Genomic DNA, 19,340 nt, shown 5'->3' with positions numbered 1-19,340 from the left:
GCCAGTCGTACGTAGCGGGGCCGGGGCGAGCGCCTACGGTTCTGGCTCTGCCACCCCGTGGCACGCGCAGTCCGGCAGCGTAGGGCTGGAAGTTGGGGAGGCGAACCACTAGGGGGTTACCCGCTCCCGCCCCTTCCCGACCGGCCGGTAATGCGGGTCAACAATGGTGTACCGGTTAAAAAGTTTAAATCCGGGTGGACTGTGATTCGATGTAGCGATGGTTGCTATGCCGCAGGTCATCTTCGTACATGGACTCTTCTCTTCGGTCGCAGTATGGGACAACTTCGAAAACCTCCTCACCCGCGACCGTGATCTCCGCGGCGTCGAATACTTCCGGTTTGGATATTCAACTCCGAAGTTCCGCATACGGCCAACTAGGAAGATCCCGTCATTTGACGACCTAGCTGACAGGCTTCGCGGGTTCATCGAAAGCCACTGCGACGACCAACGCCCACTGATAATTGTTAGCCATAGTCAAGGCGGGCTCATAGTGCAACGTTTCCTCGCGGCCAGCTTGGACGCGGGCTTTCTCGACTCTATTCGCCAAGTCAAGATGGTTGTAATGTTTTCGTGTCCCAACTCGGGCTCCGACATACTGCTTTCGATTCGGCGAATGTTTATAATCTGGAGTCACGCCCAGGAGAAAGAACTTCGACCAATTAATGAACTTGTTACCAAAAGCCGTCGAACCATCTTATGGAAGATTATTCGAGCAAAACCCAACGACCCCAAAGCATGTCACATACCGATTTTTCTCTACGCCGGCGATACGGATAATGTTGTAACTTCAGTATCGGCTTTTGATGTTTTCCCATTGGAAAATACCCGAGTCATCGAAGGGGATCACTCATCTATTATTCAACCAACGAACGAAAGTGATGAGTCTTATAAGAACCTCCGCAAGAGGATAGTGCAGGTTATTGAAGACTCCGCGGCGCTGAGTAACTGTATGGACGTAGACGAAGAAGGAAGCGCTGAACCTAATGGTTCAGTGGAAGTAGACGAACTGCTCAAGAAGGCCCGCGAGTACGAGGGTCAGAATCTCAACCATCAGGCAGATGCTACATACCGAAAAGCTGTATCCACTGGGAACTTGCATGCCCTGCAAGATTACTCGAGATTTCAACGACGCCAGGGCGACTTAGTCGGATCGATCAGAACGAGTGACCGGCTAATTGAAGTTCTGATAGATGGTGACGATACGGAAGAAAGTCGAGTTCATAGATCGCGCGTTATGTCTTCAATTGGAGTATCTCAACGAAATCTCGGGAAGCTTCAGCAGTCTGAACAATCTCTTCGTGAAGCGATCCGCGCTGCTCGGGGCAGTACAAATGCAGAGTTAGAGGCTCGTGCGTACGCCCTAGATAATCTGGGCATCACTCTCGTTCGAACCAACGACACTAAAGCGGCCAGGAGATGTTACGACGAGGCGCTAGAGATCCGTGAGCGAGTTGGAGGAATGCTTGGCCTGGCAAATACTGTGATGAACCTAGCCCGCCTCGATATGCGAGAAGGCAGCTTAGACCGGTCACTTGAGGGCTGCGAACGCGCGATGGAAATGCTGGACGAAAGCAGGAATGCCGCCGAAATCGCCTCCGTATTTTCATTACGCGGGGAAGCTGCATTCTCGTCGTCGAATTTTGACGTCGCCGAGCGTCATTTTGAAGAATCGTTGAAATATAATGAGGCGACGGGGAGGGCTGTGAACATAGCGCTGTCCCAGCATCAACTAGCTAGAACGTTTTTCGAGCTCGGCGATATCGTAAAGGCGGAGATGTATGCTCGGAGGGCGAGAGAGAATTATCATTCCGCCTCGAATTATGATGGCGAAACCGGCGTTAACCAGACACTTGCACGCATTGCGACCATGAATGGCGAGAATGAATTAGCCGCATCAATGTTAGAAGAGTGCGCTGCTAAATATAGCGACCTTGGAAATCTCACAGGAGAGGCTTGGTCCACATTCTACCTAGCCAAAGTGCTATATCTTCTTAATCGGCCCGCCGCGGCTGGCACGAGATTCGAGCGCGCGACCGTACTTGCTGCATCGATTGATAATGCGTCGTTGCGACATGCGATCGATACGTTCAAGGCCGATTAGGTACCGGATGTCCTGTTGCATCCACTTGTAGGGTGCCGCGCTCTGGCCAGAGAAAGCACGTCAGCCGCCCATCCGGTAGCGATCCACAGCCGGTGTCGATGGCAGCGAAGTTTTCAGTGATCCGTGGTCGGCGATCATCGGTCGGGGTGTGTCCGTATACGCGGTAACGACTTCCTGACTGCTCGAAAATTGGGTCGTCGGACGTATGTGCCACGGATATTTCCCTGGTTACGAAACATGGAATTAGATTGCGAAGGAATTCAAGGTGGCTGTCTGGAACGGCTTGCCGGAGCTGCTCGATTACCTTTTCCCTTGGTGTCGAAACATAAGACTTAATAGTCGTCGCTCCGCCAATGGAAAGGAATGGAAAAAGATTTCCAGATGAAATCGCCTCCTTCATGGCCAGGTCATGATTTCCCGCTATGAAGTGAGTGTCATCCCGAGATTTGGATAGGTCAATAAGGTCGTCGATTACGCCAGCGCTGTCATTGCCACGGTCAACGTAGTCGCCGACGAATACTATGGCCCACTTCCAGTCATCGAGCAGGCCGAGGATGCCCGTCAAAGCTGCGCGGTTGCCGTGTATATCTCCGATGATCGCGACTTTTTCGTTCATAACAGCACCTTCGGAAGTTCTGAATAGTCGATAGATTCTGCATCCTCGGAGCCGGCGCGAATGGCCAGAGTCGCGAGATTGCGGTCCGTGTCCCAGTAGGCTGTTGCCAAGGCCTCAAGTGAAGCAAATTCGTTCTGTGGAAGTGGTCCTATGAAATCTGTTAACGTGGAAATTAGCTCGTTAAGGAGACTCATCGAAGGCAGCCCAGTTATCTCCGGGTCTGATGCCAATATTGTTGCGAGTCGCGGTTCATTGAATCGTTCGGCGAGTTGCCGAACTGAAAAGCATGGCTGACCAGTCGTCATCGCAGTTGCATATATTGCCGTCCGTAGCAGATATCTGGCTAGTCGTACGAGGCCCGAAAAATGGGCTTTCTTTTCGGTCATAGGTAGGTGCAGGATGGTTGCGTATTTAGTTACCCGAGATAGTAGTATTGCAGGGTTGGCTGGCTCGATCTCCTTGATGATCGTAGTCAGCTCACTGCCCACATCAAGCAGCACAATTCCATCTCGGTTGAGGTGCGTACCGAATAAAGTTCCGCTTGCGCTTTTGAGCTGTTCGCGCGTGTAAGAGCTGACTGAAACACGCCCAACTTTAAAGGTGGGGCTTTTCCATGATGTGGTATAGCGAAGTATGTCAAAATCTGAGGTTGCCTGGTAGTCGTCGCGGGCGCGGCTGCCATAGAGGAGAAGTCCAAGAGTATTCGCAGCGGACCGTGAAATTACTCCATTAACCTCGTCCTCTGTTAAACCAGCGGCCAGGAGGGCGTCATTTATCTCAGAAACTGGTAATTCGCTGGGGCTCATCGCCGACACTCTACAGAAATAGAGGGAGGACTGGTTGCGCTTACCGATGTCGCCGGGGCAAATCTCGCCTTCTCGGCTCCTTGGGTGCGAGAAGCCCCGCCCAAGGCATCATGATCGCCAGCGGTTGCTTGAGTTTGTGCGAGGGATGTTCGTCAGATCGGCGCGATGGCACCTTCATCAATCGGGGACCGCGTACGTGCGGACGTTCATGAATATGGGTCCGCGTGCGTGTGCACGGCTGTGGAGGGGATCTGCCGCGACAGACTGCGGGTTCTGTCGGCGTGCTCTTGGACCCGTCGCGCGTAACATGTCGGGGGTGAAGCTCTGCCTGGTCCAAGATCCCGAGGCTGACGCGCTGCTGGAGTCTAGCCCGCTTGCCCTGCTCATGGGCATGTTGCTTGATCAGCAGATTCCTATGGAAGTGGCGTTCGCTGGCCCGAAGAAGATCGCGGATCGCCTCGGCCGGCTCGACGTCCACGAGATCGCCGAGATGAAACCCGACGAGTTCATTGCGGTGTGTGCGCAACCCCCCGCGGTGCACCGGTTCCCGAAGTCGATGGGGGAACGAATCCAGTCGCTGTGCACGTACCTCGTGGAGCACTACGACGGCGACGCCACTGCGCTCTGGACCTCCGGTGAACCGGACGGCAAGGAAGTGCTGAAGCGACTGAAAGCGTTGCCGGGATACGGCGACCAGAAGGCACGCATCTTTCTCGCGCTGCTCGGCAAGCAGGTCGGGGTGGAGCCGACGGGCTGGCGAGAGGCCGCAGGCGCCTACGGGGACGAGAATTCGCGCCGGTCGATCGCCGACGTCGTAGACCAGCAGTCGCTTCTCGAGGTGCGTGAGTTCAAGAAGGCGGCCAAGGCCGAGGCGAAGGCCGCGAAGAAGTAGCCCGGCTGGGTTACCGGGCTACTTCGTTGCGAGGTCAGAGTTCGCGGAACCGCGGGATGAGATGCTCCGCGACGTGTTTCGCTTCGTCGATCAGCGGCCATCCCGCGAGGATGAGCGTGGTCAATCCGGTCGCGTCGCGCAGCGTGCGCACATGCCCGGTGATCTCGTCCGGTTCGCCGACGTAGTACACCGCCGACGATCCGGTGGCGAAGATATCCAGCGGCGACCAGGCGGTGATGCCCGCGTACAGACCGTCGCCGAGGTACAGGTCCTCGGGCTCGGGCAGTTTGCCGGCGTTGATCGTGTCGACCCAGCCCTGTCGCTGCGCGTCTCGAGCGGTGAACGTCTCCAAGGTCTGCTGACCACCGGTCCGGCGGCGCACCGCGTTGTCGAGAACCTCGCGGATCCGCTCGATCCCGGTCTTCTCGAACAGCGAGCGGAACCGGTCGAGTGCCTCGGCGCGATTCGGGCGCACGATCACGCCGGACAGTGCACCGAAGTCACTGAACTCGCGCCCCTCGGCGGCAGCGGATTCGCGGGCTGCGGTGAACTTGTCTCGGACGAAACCGTTTTCGCGCAGCATCACCAGGTAGGCGTCGAGCACCTTGCCGGAGTTCTGCAGCCCGGCGGGGGAATCACCTGTGCCCCACAGGGGCACCGTGTGCCCGGCTTCGGGCGGATCGATCCGCAGCGGGGTGTTGGGGAAGTTCGACTCCGTGCCTTCGGCGTAGATGCGGCGGAAGTCGGCCCAGTACTGCTCACCGAGTTCGTAACGCCGATCGTGCTCGACGTTCATGTCGTACTTGGTGAGGATGTTCTCCCGGCCGTTGACGGAATTGATCATCAACCGGCCACCGCTGAACGCATCGAAGGTCAGCGCCTTTTCCGCGAGGAGCCGCGCAGGTGTCATGTTGGCGTAGACCGCGACGAGGAACTTCATCCGGCTGGTGTGCGCCGCGGCCCACGTGGCGGAGATGAACGGGTCGTTCGGCCAGGTTGCCACGAGCGCACCGTCGAATCCGCCGTCGTCGATGGTCTTGGCCAGCTCGATCTGTCGTTGCCCGTCGACCGGGTACAGCCCGTCCGGGCTCCAGGGATAGTCGCCGTCCGCCTGGGTGAGGTACCAGAAGGTCTTGATGCCCATCAGTGTGCGTCCTTCGTCGGGAGATCGAGAGTGTCGATGCGTGCGCGGGCGCGAAGCGCCGCCGCATCGACGGTGAACAGTGCGTCGAGGTAGGCCACCGCGAACGAACCGGGACCGGTGGAGTTCTCCTCGGCGATCTCCGACGCGACCGCGACGTGGGTGTGGGCGGCTGCGAGGCCGATCAGGGGCGTCGGAGCGACCGCGAGATACGCCGCGACCAGACCGCCGAGCGAGCATCCGGTGGAGGTCACGCGGGGGAGCATCGCGCTGCCACCTCCGACACGCAGTCCGGTGATCTCGCCGTTGCGGTCTCGGCCCACCAGGTAGTCGATCGGCCCCGACGCGGACACGGCGTCCGCATGCTCGAGCAGTGCCAGCGCGGCAGGCAGGGCGGCTGCGGCCTCGTCGGCGCTGTCGACACCGCGGGTGTCGCCGCCGAGTCCGGCCAGCGCGATGATTTCGGATGCGTTGCCGCGGATCGCGGTCGGCCGGAATTCCAGCAGATCCGCGGCGAGGCCGGTGCGCCAGGACAGGCCGCCGACCCCGACCGGATCCAGAACCCACGGGGTGCCGGCCTCGTGTGCGGCTTCGGCGGCGCGGGTGAAGGCGACGGCAGTCCCGTCGTCGGGCGTCCCGAGGTTGACCAGCACACCGCCGGCGATGCGCGCGAACTCTCCGGCTTCGTGTGCGTTGTCGATGTGCGCGTTACTGGCTCCGGCGGCGAGCAGCACGTTGGTGAGGAAGTTCGCGGAGACGATATTGGTGAGCGACTGCACCAGCGGCACTCGTGCGCGGAGCGCGTCGAGGGCCGAGACGAGATCGTCGACGGTGGGAGCATTCGTCGTGGTAGTCACAGAAATCCTGTCGCAGAAGGGATTCGGGGTCGGGTCAGGACCCGGGACATCGCGTCATGCGTCGCCCTTCCCTTCCGTGACGGTCGATGCGGTCGCGGTCGTGCCGGTGACCATGGGCAGGGCGGGATCTGCGGTCCACTCCTCGAGCGACCCGTCGTAGACCGCGATGTCGTCGCGTCCCGCCCGGACCAGCGCGAGCGCAACCAGGCACGCGGACACACCACCACCGCAGTAGAGGATCACCGGACGTGCAGCGCCGGCGAGTGCCGCATCGGCCAGTTCGGCAACGTGCGACGCGGACCGCAGGGTGCCGTCGTCGAGCAGGCTCTTGGCCGAGAGGTTGAGGCTTCCCGGGATGTGCCCGCGACGCGCGTAGCGGGTTGTCGCGGTGCCTGTGAACTGTTCGTGGTCGAGGGCGCAGACCAATGTGCCGGGGGTGTCTCCGCGGACGACGCCCACGACGTCCTCCCGGTCACGCCACAGTCCGCGGTCGGTCAGGTCGGTACGGATGGCGGTGGCGTGGTGATCTGCGGCGTCGCCGGTCTCGACGGGAAGCCCCAGTGCAGTCCAGCGTGCAAGACCGCCGTCGAGTACACGTGCCGGGATGCCGACGTTGCGCAGCATCAACCACAGGCGAGAAGCCCACGTCATGCCGCCGTCGTCGTAGACGACGATGTCGGCGCCGGGAGCGACTCCGAGATCGGCCAGGGCTCGGGCGAGTCTGTCCGGAGTCGGGCGGGAGAAGTGCAAGGTGGGATGGTCGGCGCTGAGATCTCCGAGCAGATCGGCGTGCAGCGAACCCGGCAGATGGGCGCCGCGCCAGGCTGCGTATCCGGATTCGGGGCGGTAGTCGCCGTCGAATCGCGGCTTGGGGAAGGACACTGTGGCGTCGAGGATCGTGTAGGTGCCGACGTCACGTGCCAGTGTTTCGGCGCTGATCAGCACCTGCTCGGATGGTGAAGCCTGGTCGGGCACGCGGTCGTCCTTTCGTGGAACTCGTTTGCGACGCTAAACGACCACAAGCGTATACGCAAGTATTCGCGTGTCATCGGTGGCATAATCGGCGGACACACCGGGATCAGCACACGGGGGCACACATGACCGAGCAGGACACTGCGGCAGAGTTGGGGAGTTCGCTCCTCGTAGTGCCGCCGACCGGGCGCGACGACCAGACGTCCAAGCAATATCTGCGTCTGCGCTCGGACATCCTCGCCGGCAAGTTTCCGAGGGGCGCGGCTCTGCACGAGACCCAGCTCAGCGAGACGTACGGAGCGTCGCGCACCCCGATCCGGGAAGCGCTGAACTGGCTCGCCCACGACGGACTGCTGGAACGCGCGAATCGCGGTTTCCGCGTGCGTTCGGGCACGCCCGAGGACGTGATCGAGATCTATGCAGCGCGAGTGGCGCTCGAGTCGGAGGCTGCGGGTGCCGCTGCCATCCGGCACACCGACCTTGATCTGGCCCGCCTGGAGCGACTCCACGACTCGTGTTGCCATGCGACGGGTGAGGTCGCGGTGCGGACGGGAAACTTCCGGTTCCACGAGGCGCTGTGGCAGGCGGCGCACAACTCCACCATTACCGCGCTGCTGGTGAGGCTGACCACCCAACTGCGGATCTACGACTCCGGCCCGCCGTCGAATTACGGCGAGCCGGACCTGCTCAACGAGGAGCACTCCCAGATCCTCGACGCACTCCGGGCGCGCGACGAGACCGCGGCCCGCGAGCACATGCGCGCGCATCTCGAGCGCAGCCGGGAGCAGCGCATCCGGATGTTCGCGGGGAATTGAGCGCGGGCCGCGTCGAACTCGGTCACTCCGGCGACGCGGTCGTACTGTCGTCGTCCGCCAGAATCCGGTAGAGCGCCTTCTTGGCGTCGGTGAGCACCTTGTGTGCAGCTGTGACGTCCGCATCGGTCCCGGTCACGGCGACAGACTGCGCCGCGTGCTGCAACCCGTGCAGGGCTGCACGAAGGTCGGGTGTCTCCGCTTCGCGGGTGTGGCTCTCGAACGGGTCTGCCGGGACGTTCTCCGGGTCTTCGACGAGAGCGCGGCCCTCGTCGGTCAGCGAGACGAGCTTGCGTCCGCCGTCCTTGTCGACGACGACGAGCCCTTCGTCCTCGAGTTGGGCGATGGTCGGGTAGATGGCGCCCGGGCTGGGCCGCCATGCCCCGCCGGTGCGTTCGGCGATGGCCTGCATGAGCTGATAGCCGTGCATCGGTTCGTCGGTGAGCAGCATCAGGACGGCGGCGCGCACGTCGCCGCGCTGAGCACGCCCCCGGCGTCCGCCGCGGGGTGGGTGTCCGCCGCGATGCGGCCGGGGATGAGGCCCTCCTCCGGGGTGCTGCGGCGTGCCCCGCTGCGGACCGTCCGGACGGAACGGGCCATCGGGGAAGAAGTCGTGATCGTGTCCGGCGCGACGCGCGCCGTGGGGAAATCCGTGGATGCGCATGAGGTGCACTCCCTTCCTGTAGATACGATCAAGATAGGACGCGATATATCGTTAAGTCAAGGGTTCGGATATGAACTGACCCACGCAACACCGCTCCCACGCGGCCGGGACCAGGGGATGTGCAGGAGCCACGGAGACCGACCTGCTCACGTGTCGGCCCGCGCCGGTACTCTCGGCGCGTGGCCCTGTACCGGAAATATCGACCCGCGACCTTTGCCGAGGTGGTGGGGCAGGAGCACGTCACCGTTCCGCTCGGCACCGCCCTCGATACCGGCCGTATCAACCACGCCTACCTGTTCTCGGGTCCGCGCGGATGCGGCAAGACATCGTCCGCGCGCATCCTCGCGCGTTCGCTCAACTGCGAAGAGGGCCCGACGTCCACGCCGTGCGGTAAATGCCGGTCGTGCATCGCGCTCGGTCCAGGCGGGGGAGGCAACCTCGACGTCACCGAACTCGACGCCGCGAGTCACGGCGGCGTGGACGACACCCGCGAACTCCGCGACCGCGCGTTCTACGCTCCGGCCGAGTCGCGCTACCGCATCTTCATCATCGACGAGGCGCACATGGTCAGCACGCAGGGCTTCAACGCCCTGCTCAAGATCGTCGAAGAGCCGCCCGAGCATCTGATCTTCGTCTTCGCGACCACCGAGCCCGAAAAGGTGCTGCCGACCATCCGGTCGCGTACCCACCACTATCCGTTCCGGTTGCTCGCTCCCACCGCCATGCGCGGCTTGCTCGAGGAGATCTGCACGCGGGAGAACGTCCCGGTTGCCGACGCGGTCTACCCGCTGGTGATTCGTGCCGGAGGCGGTTCCCCACGCGACTCGCTGTCGGTGATGGATCAGCTGCTGGCCGGTGCCGGACCGGAGGGCGTGACCTACGAGCGGGCCCTGTCGCTTCTCGGCGTCACCGACGTCGCGCTCATCGACGAGGCGGTCGATGCCCTCGCGGCCGGGGACGGCGCGGCGCTGTTCGGCACCGTCGAGAAGATCATGGACGCCGGTCACGACCCGCGGCGATTCGCCGTCGACCTTCTCGAGCGGTTCCGCGACCTGATTCTCATGCGCACCGTCCCCGATGCTCCCGAGCGCGGCCTGATCGATGTTCCGGGTGACGTCCTCGAGCGGATGCGCGACGAGGCGTCGCGGATCGGGCCGGCCACGCTCACCCGCTACGCGGAGATCGTCCACGCCGGGCTGGGGGAGATGCGAGGTGCCACCGCGCCGCGTCTGCTGCTCGAAGTGATGTGCGCACGCATGTTGCTTCCCGCAGCCTCCGATACGGATTCGGCAGTGCTGCAACGACTCGAACGACTCGAGCAAGGCATGGTCGCGGCGCGGCCCGTCGCGGCGCCCGCCCGCGGCACCGCTCCGGAACGAGATGCGCCGGCAGATGCCGTCGTCCCGCCGCAGCCTGCGGGAGCGCCGGACGAGGCCGCGACCCGATTCCAGCGGCCGTCCCAGCGCCAGGCAACGCCGCCTTCGCAGCCCGACACCACGGTCCCGGCAGCCCAGCCTGTTCCGTCCGAGCCTGATCCGGTGTCGCCCCCCGTGCCGGATCGACAGCCGGCGCAGGCGGCCCCGCCGGTTCCCGCGGAAGACGCGGTCCAGGCCGGAGACAGCCCGGCCGCCACACCGGAACCCGACGTCGTTCCGGAGCCCCGGCGTACTCCCGAGCCGGAACCGGCTGCGGCACAGTCGCTGCCGCCGGAGGTTTCCGAGGTCCCCGCGCAGGCAGCGGCAGGACCCGACGCCGCCGCGATCCGCGCGGTGTGGTCCGAGGTCCGGGCGAAGGTGCGAGACCGCAGCCGCACCGTCGAGGTCATGCTGTCCGGTGCGACGGTGCGCGAAGTCGACGGTAACCGCGTCGTCCTCGTCCACGACTCTGCGCCGCTGGTCAAGCGACTGGCCGAACCTCGCAACGCGACCGTGATCGCCGCCGCCCTCGGCGACGTCTTCGGCGGCACGTTCGAAGTCACGTGCCTGCACGGGTCCGCTCCGGCCGCCCCGGTCAAAACCGCTCCCGCACAAGCACAGTCGAAGCAGTCCGGACAGCCGCGCTTTTCCCGTCCGAGCCAAGCGAAGCAGACACCTGCCCCCTCCCCGGCGCCGTCCGGACCGTCGGGGCCTCCGCAGAATGCCTCCGCGACCCCGCCCGACGACGACATCCCGCCGCCGGAAGCGCCCGACCTGCCCGACGACCCCGGACTCGAGCCCGGCTACGTGCCGCTCCCGCCCCCGGACCCGTCTGTGGTGACACCCGAGGACGTCGAGCAGATGTTCGCCGAGGCCGCCACCCCGGGCGATCCCTCGGCGCGGCGCGACCCCGAAGATGTCGCGATCGAACTGCTCGAGGACATGCTGGGAGCGAAGCGGCTCGACGAGAAGTAGCGGCGGGTCAGACACCTGCCTTGGTGTCGAGTCCCACGGCGCCCTCGCCGGGACTTCTCGACCGGGGCAGCGACGAGCGGCGAATCGGCCCGGAGGGTGGGCGGCCATGTCACGCCGGCGACACCGTGCTCCAGAACGACTCGAGCTTTTCGGCGGTGACTACGGTGCCGAAGTTCTGTGCGACGACGGAGACGGACGCATCGTGTGCCGCTCGGCTGTATGTGGCGGCGCAATCGTCGACGAGCGAGACCCAGTACTCGTGGAACAGCGCGCTACGCAGACTCGACTCGACGCAGACTTCTGTAGCAACGCCCGTGAACAGCAGCGAATCGATCCCGAGGGAACGCAAGGTGAGGTCGAGATTCGTGCCCACGAATGCGCTGAAGCGGTTCTTCGTGATCACCACGTCCCCTGAGCGCGGCGTCACGCCGTAGTAGTCCGCCCCGGCGGTTCCTGTACGGCAGGTGATACCTGTGCGGACCGTATCGGGGCCGTCCCCCACCCTTCCGAGCCACTGGCGTGTGTCGGTTGTCTCGTCGTGTTCGGTACGTACGAAGATCACCCGTACCCCGGCCGTCCGTGCCGTGGTGATGAGTTGGTTCAGCCTCGGCGTCATCGCGACCGCAGCGGTGACGTCGAAACCCGCGTGCGCCAACGAGCCCTCGGGGGAGCAGAAGTCGTTCTGCATGTCGATGACGACCAGTGCGCACCGCGCCGGATCGTAGCGAAACGGGACGGAATCCATGGGTAAGCCTTTCGTCTCAAAATCTATGGGTGCGAAGTGTTCGGTTACCAGATGACGACCGCGACCCCCGTCGCGAGGAGAAGGCCGGCCATGACGGGCACGACGAGGTGGCGTACCAGTTCTGTCACCGGTATCCGGCAGAATCCGGCGACCACGACCAACGACGACCAGATCACCAAGGTCCCTCCGCCGGTCCAGGTGGCGCCGTTCTGCGCGATCGCTGCCAAAGTCGCAGTGTCCATACCCGATTGCGGGGCAAGCGCAGCAGCGAGTCCACCCGTGAGCGGAAGGCCCGCCCATCCCGATCCATCGAGTCCGATTGCCATGCCGATGAAGAGCATGCTGAAGGCTACGAATGCACCGTTGTCAGGGATGTACGGCTGCACCATTTCAACGGTGTCGAAGAGGAACGCAGGCGGCGTGACGTCTTCACCCAGGCCGAGCACGGCACCCGAGTAATCGGGAATACCGATGTACACGAAACCCGCGATCGGGAGGATTATCCCCATGGCCTTGAACGCGTAGGACAGGCCGTCGATGAAATGTGTGGCGCAGAATTCGAGAGCCTCCGACCGGCGGGAGGTGATCGTCACGAGCGCCATCAGCACGAGCGCTGCGCCGCCCACGAGAGATGCACCCGCGCCGTCTTCCCAGGGCACGAGATCGGTGAAACGCCCGACCAGCATGTAGGCAAGTACCGCTGCAAACGCCGCCGGTACGCCGATAGCCCACGCACGGGTGAGTTGCGGGCGATCGGTAATCCTTGTGCCGTCGTCCTCCATGCCCGGAAGTTCCACCTCGAGCACGTCTGCGGAGGTGGCCGACCCGGCCGGACCGGGCGTGTCGGTGAGGCTTCGTTCCGGTCGGCCACCGGACGGTGCTTCGGCGGGCGCATTCCCGGAGCCGCCTGCGGCGTCGTCGCTTTCGCCGTCCGGTTCGGCGTCGGAAATCGCGCGCGCTCGCATCTGGGGGCGCACGGTCAGTATGTACGCGAGCACTGCGGCGGTGAGTCCTACGACAAGTGAGATCACCAGGGCACGGTCGGCGATGTCGTCGGCGGGAACGCCTGCACCACTTGCGGAAATAGAGGGTGCCAGGCCGATCACGTAATCGGACGCGATGGACATTCCCTGTCCGGAGATCGCGAGGGCAACCGCGGCGCCGAGCGGTGGCAGGCCGACCTTGAGCGCGGCGGGGAGGAGAACCGCACCGATCAGGGCCAGCGCCGGGGTGGGCCAGAAGAACAGGGAAAGGACATACGTGAAACCGAACAGCACGATGTACGCGACGCGGCCGTTCACCATCCACCGGCTGACGGGACGCACCATCAGGTCGTCAGAGCCGATCGCGCGCATCGCTGCGAGGAGCGATGTCACCGCAGCGATGACGATGAAGATCTCGAACAGTGCAGTACCGGCTGTGATGGTTGCCCGGAAGACCGACATGATCGCGTTCGGGACGCTCCCACTGAATGCGAAGGCCGTCGCCAACGTCGCGACTATCGCTGGGATCATGACGTTCTTGCGTAGCGCCATCGCCGCGATCAAGGACGCGAGGCCCAGCAGAAACACGAGGTGCGCAGCGGTCACGTACGGCTCCTTCTATCGAACTCGCACAGCGAGTGAGGAAATGGAGTCCGGGCCGTACAACGACGTTCCCGTCGATCACGCGTCGTCCCGGTGTCGCACGATACTGATCCCCGACAAACCCCTCGTCAACAGCGAAATCGGCTATGGGGAGGCAGCTTTGATGTGCACCTTGTAGGGAATGTGACGCTCGTGTTGCATGCGGGTCAGCGAACGGTGGCGGTGAGGGAGATTTCGACCGGCGCGCCTCCGGGGAGGGTGTATACCCCGATGGCACTGCGTGCCGGGAGATTCTCCGGGCCCAGTTCCTCGGCGATGACATCCGACGCACCGTCGGCTACGGCAGACAACGCAGTGAACCCATCGGCGGCGGCAACGTAGACCACCATCTCCACCGGACGAAAGCTGCTGCCGGAGGGCAGCACCGACCGTACGGCGGAAAGTGCGTTGCGCAAAGCCAAGGCTGCCGCAGTCCGTGCCTCCGCTACTGTCAGATCCGTGCCGACCCTCCCCGTGACGGTCAGTGTTCCATTGCGGCGCGGCGTCATTCCCGCCGTCCGGACGGTCCCGCCGGCAAGTACCGCCGCGACGTAGCGGCCCTGCGGCGCCGGAGCCGAACTCGCTTCCGATTCAGTATCGTTCGACACCGAGAGCAACTCCTTCCTGCCGTGGATCGCTGCCGCCGTGCAGAACTCCCTGCTCGTCGAACGAGATGATCTGTGCGCTGCCTTCGGCGCCGTACGCGTCGAGAACTCTCAGCCGGTGGCCCTTGTTCTCCAGCGACCGCCGAACTTCGTCGGGGACGCGCGCTTCGATACGCAATTCCGGAGTCTTTCCGAGGGTGTCTGCGTCGGAGCCGGGGAACACCGTGAATCGCGGCGCCTCCACTGCCTGCTGCGGATCGAGTCCGTAATCGAGCAGATGGGAGAGCAACTGCATGTTCCATTGCACCTGGCCGTCGCCACCCGGCGTATTGCCGGCGTGCATCAGCCGCCCATCGTTGCCGGTGACGATCCATGCATTGAGCGTGTGCAAAGGCTTTCGTCTCGGGGACACCTCGTTCGGATGACCGTCGATCAGATACGCACCGCGTCCGAGCCGGTTGTTGAGGACGATGCCGGTTCCCGGCACGGTGAGCTTCGCCCCGAACGTGAACGCAAGCGAATGGATGAAGGACACGGCTCGTCCTTCGCCGTCCACGGCGACGAACGATGTCGTATCGCCGTCCGACACGGAGAATGCACCAGCGGGTTCGCGCTCTGCGAGCCGTGCCCGGCCCGCACTGATGTTCGCGGGAGCCAGTGCCTTCTCGGCGCCGTCGTTCTCGGAACTGCACCAGCGCAAGCGGTCTTCGAAGGAGATCGCCGCCGCCCGTGCCATCCGGTCGATCGCCGAGGAGCCCAGCCAGCGCTCCGGGTCCAACTCGCCGTCGCACAGCGCGGCTTGCTGCAGCACCATCCATCCAGGAGTGGGCAGCGGAGTCTGGTGCACCGTCGCGTCCGCATACGTCCCGGTCAGTGACGCTTCGGCGGGCACCACGGCACATGCTTGCCATTCGTCGCCGGTGAACGGTGCGCCGGAATCCGTGACAGCAGCGACGCACTGTTCGGCCAGGGCGCCGCTGTAGAAAGATCCGGGGTTCCGGGCAAGTGCGCGGATCGTCTGCGCCAGGTCCTGCTGAGGCAGACGGTCACCGACGCGTGGGGCGGCACCTGCCGCGGTATATACCGACGCGAGTCCCGCGTCGGCGCGGATAGCCTGCAGCGCGGCCTGTACGTCGGCGCGGGTCTTCGCGGAACAGGGGAGTCCCCGTTCGGCGATCCGTGCGGCGGGTTCCCACAGGTCGGCCAACGGGATGGTCGCCCCGCGCTCGTGGAGCGTGGCAAGGGTCGCGGGTGCACCGGGCACAGCGACGGCGAGGGCGCCGTCCAGCGGAATCGCCGAGAGGTCCCGCTCGCGGTAGAAGTCCGGCGTACCTCCGTCCGGTCCGTACCCGCTGCCGTTGACGGTCCATACGGAACCGTCGGGCTCACGCACCACGGCGAATGCGTCGCCGCCGATCCCGCACTGCCCGGGCAAGGTCAGCCACGTGACTGCGGCCATCGCGAGAGCCGCATCGACCGCGTTGCCGCCGTCGGCGAGCACTCGTGCCCCCGCCTGGCTTGCGAGCGGGTGACTCGAGGCGACCATGCCGCCGGTCGCCAGCGTCGCCGGGCGGATGCTTCGCGATGTCATGCCGACCGCATCCGTCGCCGGCGGGGGCCCTCCGGAGGCTCGGCGGGATCGATGCCGACGAAGATCTCGCCGTCACGTTCCTCACAGGGGTACGTCTTGATCGGCTCGGTCGCCGGCGGACAGATGGGTTCACCGGTTTCGAGATCGAAGGCGCTTCCGTGACACGAGCATCCGATTCCGTCCTGAACCAGCTTCCCGGACGACAACAGGCAGTCGAGGTGGGAACAGTAGTTGGACGTCGCGTATGCCTTGCCGTCGAGCCGGGAGATGGCGAACTCGTAGTCGTCGGCGTAGAACCGGCGAACGATGCCTTCGGTTACCTGCCCGGAACGGGCCACTCGCTTGAACTCCATGGTCTTTCCTCCAGGCATGTGGTGTACGCCGTGCTGTGCCGTCAGGCGTCGGGCGAGAGATATACGGTCTTCTCGGATTGGTAGAACTGCATGAGGGTCGGGCCCGCCTGCTCCTTGAAAGTCTGGGTGCTCGACTGTTTGTATCCACCGAACGGAGCGTTCATCGCCATTCCGGTGGTGGGCTGATTCACCTTCACCAACCCCGTGCGGGATCCGGCAACGAACCGGTGAGCATCGGAGAGGTTCTTGGTGACGACCGAGGCACTGAGCCCGAACGCTACGTCGTTCGCCAAGGTGAGGGCTTCGTCGAACGATGCGGCGCGCTGGAACGCCAGTACCGGACCGAATATCTCGTCGGTCAGCAGTCGCATCCCGGGGGAGGTGTTCGCGAACACCGTCGGCCGGACGAAGAACCCGTTGCGGAGCATGTCCTCCTCACAACGCGTTCCACCGCACACCAGGTCGGCACCCTCGTCGACACCGATCTTCACGTATTCGAGGAACTTGGCCAGCTGAGACGAACTCGCGAGGGGCCCCATAGCGGCGTCGGCACCGATCCCGACGGTCAGTGCCTCGGTGCGCGCTACGACCTTGCCGAGCAGCACGTCATGGATTTCGTCGGCGGCGACGACCCGGCTGGTTCCGGTGCAGGCCTGACCCGACAAACCGAATGCGCCCTTGACGATGAGTGCCGCAGCAGCATCGAGATCGGCGTCGGCGAGCACCACCACCGGGTTCTTGCCTCCCATCTCCAGCTGCACCCGGCGCTCCGGGCCGACGCTGCGGTGTATCGACCGCCCGACAGCAGTGGACCCGGTGAACGTCACTGCTGCGACTCGTGGGTCTTCGGCTACGGCAGCACCCGCTGCCCCTCCGCCCTGGACGAGAGCGATCGCGCCTGCAGGAAGACCTCCTGCGAGCAACGCCTCGACCAGGCGCTGCCCCATCAGCGGTGTGATCTCGGAGGGCTTGAACAGCACGGTGTTTCCCGCTGCGAGCGCCGGACCGAGTTTGCGGGACGGGATGTTGAGCGGGAAGTTCCATGGCGTGATGGCACCGACGATCCCGATCGGTTCACGCACGGTGTACACCGTTGTCGGTGCCGGCGCCGGGAATGTCGCACCTGTCGCGCGGGTGGCCTCGCCGGCGTAGAACCGCAGATTCATCGGTGTGCGGCTCACCTCCATGGTGGCCTCGGTCCGTGTCTTGCCCTCCTCGCGGATCAGTTCTTCCACGAGGGAGCTTGCCTGGGCGGTGAGGTGGTCTGCCGCGGCCTCCAGGATCGCGGCGCGGCGCTCCGGGGCGGTCGCAGCCCACTCGGGCGCGGCTTTGTCGAGCGCGTCGACAGCGTTGCGTACGTCGACCGCATCCGAGTCGGGAAATACTCCGACGAGGTCGGATTCGTCGGCCGGGTTGCGCCGCTCGAACACTGCGCCCGACGCTGCCGGTACCCAGCGTCCGTCGATATGGTTCAGTCCGGCGATCGTCATGCGGGCTCCACTTCTTCGTACATCTCCCAGAGGTCGGTGTCTTCGTCCGCGAGGCGCGTGGGGTCGACCTGCCGCCCGAGTAGTTCGCGGGCAGCCATGATGTCTTCGCCGCGGTCCATGGCAAAGGCGGCGGTGAGAGTGTCACCGGCAAGGTAGAAGACGGAGAACTCGCCGGTCTCGACGTCGCCGCGGAACACGAAGTCGGTTGTACCCGCCGGTGTTCCGGCGAATTGGATGTTGGTGTCGTACTGGTCGGACCAGAACCAGTGCGGGTCGTCGGAGAGCGCCGTTCGTCCGACGATCGTGTCGGCGACCACAGCGGATTGGCGGTTGGCGTTGTCGAAATGTTCCACGCGAATATGTCGCCCCGCCCGGGGTGAGAAGCGATTCGCGACATCACCTGCCGCGTAGATGTTCGGGATCGAGGTGCGGCCGTGTTCATCGACCACGATGCCGTTGTCGACGGACAGGCCGCTTGCGGCTGCGGCCTCGGTATCGGGGACGATCCCGATGCCGACGACCGCGGCGTCGGCCTCGATCGTGTCACCGGTCGTCGTGACGATGCGCACGCCTCGGTCGGACGTGGTCACGGTGACGACACCGGTACCGGTACGCAGGTCGATGCCGTTGCGGCGGTGCAGTTCTGCGCAGTAGCTGCCGACCTGGCGGCCCAGCACGCTGCCGAGAAGGTTCGCGCTTTGCTCGACGACGGTCACCTCGACCCCGAGTGCCCGCGCGGTCGCGGCGATCTCGAGTCCGATGAAGCCGCCGCCGACAACGATCAACCGGGATCCGGGGACGAGGCGCGGGGCGAGGGCGAGGGCGTCGTCGAGGGTGCGCAGGTAGTGGACGAGGTCGGGCCGGGGGCCTGTCGACTCGATGGTTCGAGGCCGGCCGCCGGTCGCGAGGATGACGGCGTCGGCTGCGACGGATCCGCCGTCGAATTCGACGGCCCCGGTCGTGGTGTCGATGCGGCGCACGGTGACACCGGTCCGGATGTCGATGTCGTTGGCGTCCAGCCACCGCGGCGTGAACAGCGAGAGCGACTCGGCCGCCTCGCGACCCGCGAGGAACTCCTTGGACAGCGGCGGGCGCTGGTACGGCGCGTGAGGTTCGTCGCCGAGCAGGACGATGCGGCCGTCGAAACCCCGGCGACGGAGGGTGCGTGCGGCGCCGGCGGCCACCTGGCCGGCGCCGACGGTTACCACGGTGCGAACGGTCATGTGGTGCCTTCCTTCTCGGAGGTGCCGGCGCCGCGTCGCGGCACGGGGGCGATGTGGACGGTGTCCCCGTCGACGAGCACCGGGTAGGTCGGTTGGCAGAGGTCCTGGTCCTCCTCGTACCCGGTGTCGAGGTCGAACCGCCATTGATGCCCGGGGCAGATCACCCGGCCGTGGAGCAGGGTGCCTTTCACGAGGGACCGGTCCTGGTGCACGCACAGGTCGGCGAAGGCGTAGACGCGGCCCTCCGTGTGGAACAGCGCGATCGCGAGGCCGTCCACTTCTACGCGCAGTTTGCGGCGGCGGGTCAGTTCTTTCATCGTGGCGACGGCAACCCACGTCTGTGGGTCTGTGCCGGTGCTCGTGGCGTCGGTGGACATGGTTCTCCTGTCGCTCGTGCAGCGGAGAGCGGGAGTCCGGTGGAGGCTCCCGCTCCCCGCTCGCGGTCGTGCGTCACCGG

The 19,340-nt window shown here is 64.6% G+C and carries 18 protein-coding genes; 4 read left to right on the top strand and 14 right to left on the bottom strand.

Annotated features, from left to right (window positions below):
- The first annotated feature begins 217 nt into the window (after nucleotides 1-217).
- Nucleotides 218-2,101 carry an alpha/beta fold hydrolase gene (locus ACFWU2_RS19690; RefSeq protein WP_378609899.1) on the top strand — a complete coding sequence of 628 codons (1,884 nt, stop codon included), beginning with the start codon at nucleotides 218-220 and terminating at the stop codon, nucleotides 2,099-2,101.
- On the opposite strand, the gene ACFWU2_RS19685 is transcribed toward ACFWU2_RS19690, so the two are convergent.
- A complete protein-coding gene (locus ACFWU2_RS19685; protein ID WP_378609897.1) occupies nucleotides 2,088-2,717 on the bottom strand; it encodes a metallophosphoesterase in 630 nt (209 codons plus the stop codon). The two genes, ACFWU2_RS19690 and ACFWU2_RS19685, sit on opposite strands and share 14 nt — an antisense overlap.
- Nucleotides 2,714-3,523, bottom strand: a complete 810-nt coding sequence (locus ACFWU2_RS19680) for a hypothetical protein (RefSeq protein ID WP_378609894.1) — start codon at nucleotides 3,521-3,523, stop codon at nucleotides 2,714-2,716. Before ACFWU2_RS19680 ends, ACFWU2_RS19685 begins: the two co-directional genes overlap by 4 nt.
- A 316-nt stretch (nucleotides 3,524-3,839) precedes the next feature.
- Here ACFWU2_RS19680 and ACFWU2_RS19675 point away from each other — a divergent pair, with 316 nt between their 5' ends.
- A complete protein-coding gene (locus tag ACFWU2_RS19675) occupies nucleotides 3,840-4,415 on the top strand; it encodes an HhH-GPD-type base excision DNA repair protein (RefSeq protein WP_378609891.1) in 576 nt (191 codons plus the stop codon).
- Nucleotides 4,416-4,449: 34 nt separating this feature from the next.
- Here the strand turns inward: ACFWU2_RS19675 and ACFWU2_RS19670 are convergent, their stop codons facing one another.
- Genes ACFWU2_RS19670 through ACFWU2_RS19660 form a run of 3 tightly spaced genes read right to left on the bottom strand, consistent with a single transcriptional unit; the run spans nucleotide 4,450 to nucleotide 7,388 of the window.
- Nucleotides 4,450-5,559, bottom strand: a complete 1,110-nt coding sequence (locus tag ACFWU2_RS19670; RefSeq protein ID WP_378609888.1) for an LLM class flavin-dependent oxidoreductase — start codon at nucleotides 5,557-5,559, stop codon at nucleotides 4,450-4,452.
- Entirely contained in the window at nucleotides 5,559-6,413 is an 855-nt protein-coding gene (gene thiM / locus ACFWU2_RS19665) for a hydroxyethylthiazole kinase (RefSeq protein ID WP_378609885.1), read from the bottom strand. Before thiM ends, ACFWU2_RS19670 begins: the two co-directional genes overlap by 1 nt.
- A 54-nt stretch (nucleotides 6,414-6,467) precedes the next feature.
- Nucleotides 6,468-7,388 carry a sulfurtransferase gene (locus ACFWU2_RS19660; RefSeq protein WP_378609882.1) on the bottom strand — a complete coding sequence of 307 codons (921 nt, stop codon included), beginning with the start codon at nucleotides 7,386-7,388 and terminating at the stop codon, nucleotides 6,468-6,470.
- A gap of 122 nt (nucleotides 7,389-7,510) precedes the next feature.
- On the opposite strand from ACFWU2_RS19660, the gene ACFWU2_RS19655 reads away from it, so the two are divergent.
- Complete coding sequence (locus ACFWU2_RS19655) at nucleotides 7,511-8,200, top strand: GntR family transcriptional regulator (protein ID WP_378609880.1); 690 nt, start codon at nucleotides 7,511-7,513, stop codon at nucleotides 8,198-8,200.
- A 22-nt stretch (nucleotides 8,201-8,222) separates the two neighbouring features.
- Here the strand turns inward: ACFWU2_RS19655 and ACFWU2_RS19650 are convergent, their stop codons facing one another.
- Nucleotides 8,223-8,861 (bottom strand): PadR family transcriptional regulator, encoded by a 639-nt coding sequence (locus ACFWU2_RS19650; protein ID WP_378609877.1) that lies wholly within the window; start codon nucleotides 8,859-8,861, stop codon nucleotides 8,223-8,225.
- A 179-nt stretch (nucleotides 8,862-9,040) separates the two neighbouring features.
- Between ACFWU2_RS19650 and ACFWU2_RS19645 the strand changes: the two genes are divergently transcribed.
- Complete coding sequence (locus ACFWU2_RS19645; protein WP_378609874.1) at nucleotides 9,041-11,251, top strand: DNA polymerase III subunit gamma and tau; 2,211 nt, start codon at nucleotides 9,041-9,043, stop codon at nucleotides 11,249-11,251.
- Nucleotides 11,252-11,360: 109 nt separating this feature from the next.
- Here ACFWU2_RS19645 and ACFWU2_RS19640 read toward each other — a convergent pair whose 3' ends face one another.
- From ACFWU2_RS19640 to ACFWU2_RS19605, 8 genes are all read right to left on the bottom strand, one after another.
- Nucleotides 11,361-11,996 (bottom strand): cysteine hydrolase family protein, encoded by a 636-nt coding sequence (locus tag ACFWU2_RS19640; RefSeq protein ID WP_378609871.1) that lies wholly within the window; start codon nucleotides 11,994-11,996, stop codon nucleotides 11,361-11,363.
- Between the two features lie 44 nt (nucleotides 11,997-12,040).
- Nucleotides 12,041-13,585, bottom strand: a complete 1,545-nt coding sequence (locus ACFWU2_RS19635) for a permease (RefSeq protein WP_378609868.1) — start codon at nucleotides 13,583-13,585, stop codon at nucleotides 12,041-12,043.
- Nucleotides 13,586-13,788: 203 nt separating this feature from the next.
- Nucleotides 13,789-14,229, bottom strand: a complete 441-nt coding sequence (locus ACFWU2_RS19630; RefSeq protein WP_378609865.1) for a RidA family protein — start codon at nucleotides 14,227-14,229, stop codon at nucleotides 13,789-13,791.
- Nucleotides 14,213-15,817, bottom strand: a complete 1,605-nt coding sequence (locus ACFWU2_RS19625; protein ID WP_378609862.1) for a gamma-glutamyltransferase family protein — start codon at nucleotides 15,815-15,817, stop codon at nucleotides 14,213-14,215. The genes ACFWU2_RS19630 and ACFWU2_RS19625 overlap by 17 nt, the downstream gene beginning before the upstream one ends.
- Nucleotides 15,814-16,170 carry a non-heme iron oxygenase ferredoxin subunit gene (locus ACFWU2_RS19620; RefSeq protein ID WP_169622573.1) on the bottom strand — a complete coding sequence of 119 codons (357 nt, stop codon included), beginning with the start codon at nucleotides 16,168-16,170 and terminating at the stop codon, nucleotides 15,814-15,816. Before ACFWU2_RS19620 ends, ACFWU2_RS19625 begins: the two co-directional genes overlap by 4 nt.
- Before the next feature lie 41 nt (nucleotides 16,171-16,211).
- Nucleotides 16,212-17,660, bottom strand: coding sequence for an aldehyde dehydrogenase family protein (locus ACFWU2_RS19615; protein WP_378609858.1), 1,449 nt, complete (start codon nucleotides 17,658-17,660; stop codon nucleotides 16,212-16,214).
- Nucleotides 17,657-18,883: an NAD(P)/FAD-dependent oxidoreductase gene (locus ACFWU2_RS19610; RefSeq protein WP_378609855.1), complete on the bottom strand. Its 1,227-nt coding sequence runs from the start codon at nucleotides 18,881-18,883 to the stop codon at nucleotides 17,657-17,659. The genes ACFWU2_RS19615 and ACFWU2_RS19610 overlap by 4 nt, the downstream gene beginning before the upstream one ends.
- Nucleotides 18,880-19,260 carry a Rieske (2Fe-2S) protein gene (locus ACFWU2_RS19605; protein ID WP_378609853.1) on the bottom strand — a complete coding sequence of 127 codons (381 nt, stop codon included), beginning with the start codon at nucleotides 19,258-19,260 and terminating at the stop codon, nucleotides 18,880-18,882. Before ACFWU2_RS19605 ends, ACFWU2_RS19610 begins: the two co-directional genes overlap by 4 nt.
- Nucleotides 19,261-19,340 lie beyond the last annotated feature (80 nt).

The sequence above is a fragment of the Rhodococcus sp. NPDC058639 genome (assembly GCF_042717545.1).
Taxonomy (GTDB): domain Bacteria; phylum Actinomycetota; class Actinomycetes; order Mycobacteriales; family Mycobacteriaceae; genus Rhodococcus.
The sequence above is the reverse complement of the archived record's forward strand: the minus strand, read 5'-3'. Positions and strand labels throughout refer to the sequence as shown.